The organism is Pseudoduganella guangdongensis (assembly GCF_009857475.1).
Taxonomy (GTDB): Bacteria; Pseudomonadota; Gammaproteobacteria; order Burkholderiales; family Burkholderiaceae_D; genus Rugamonas; species Rugamonas guangdongensis.
Genome location: NZ_WWCJ01000059.1, coordinates 1 through 401 on the forward strand (window position 1 = coordinate 1; position 401 = coordinate 401).

The window sequence follows — 401 nt, forward strand, 5'->3', positions numbered from 1 at the left end:
GGCGCGGCCGGCGGCGCGGGCGCGGCCGGTGGTGCGGGGGGCCTGGGCGGTGCTTCGGGCAATGTCGCCAGCGGCGCTTCGTCGGCGAGCCAGAGTGCGGCCGGCGGCGGCTCGTCGAGCGGCGCGGCCAGCTCCAGCAATGTGGCAAGCAATGGCATGCCGCCGCCCGAAATGACCACGACGGCCGGCATGGGCGACCAGAATAGCAGCGCCGGCAGCGGCGCAGCGACCGGCGGCAACGCCGACAACTCCGGCAACGGTTCCGGTTCCGGCGCAGCCACCGGCGGTACGGGCGGGGCCGGCGGGGCAGGCGCAGCCGGTGGTTCGGGTGCCGCAGGCGGCGCGGGTGCGGCGGGCGGTGCCGGCACGGCGGGCAGCAACACCGCCGGCAATGGCGCGGC

1 protein-coding gene is annotated in these 401 nt (G+C 78.3%); it reads left to right on the forward strand.

Annotated features, from left to right (window positions below; translation table 11 throughout):
- Positions 1-401 (forward strand): hypothetical protein (locus tag GTP41_RS26815; protein WP_202419903.1); only part of this gene is annotated, 401 nt, incomplete at both ends.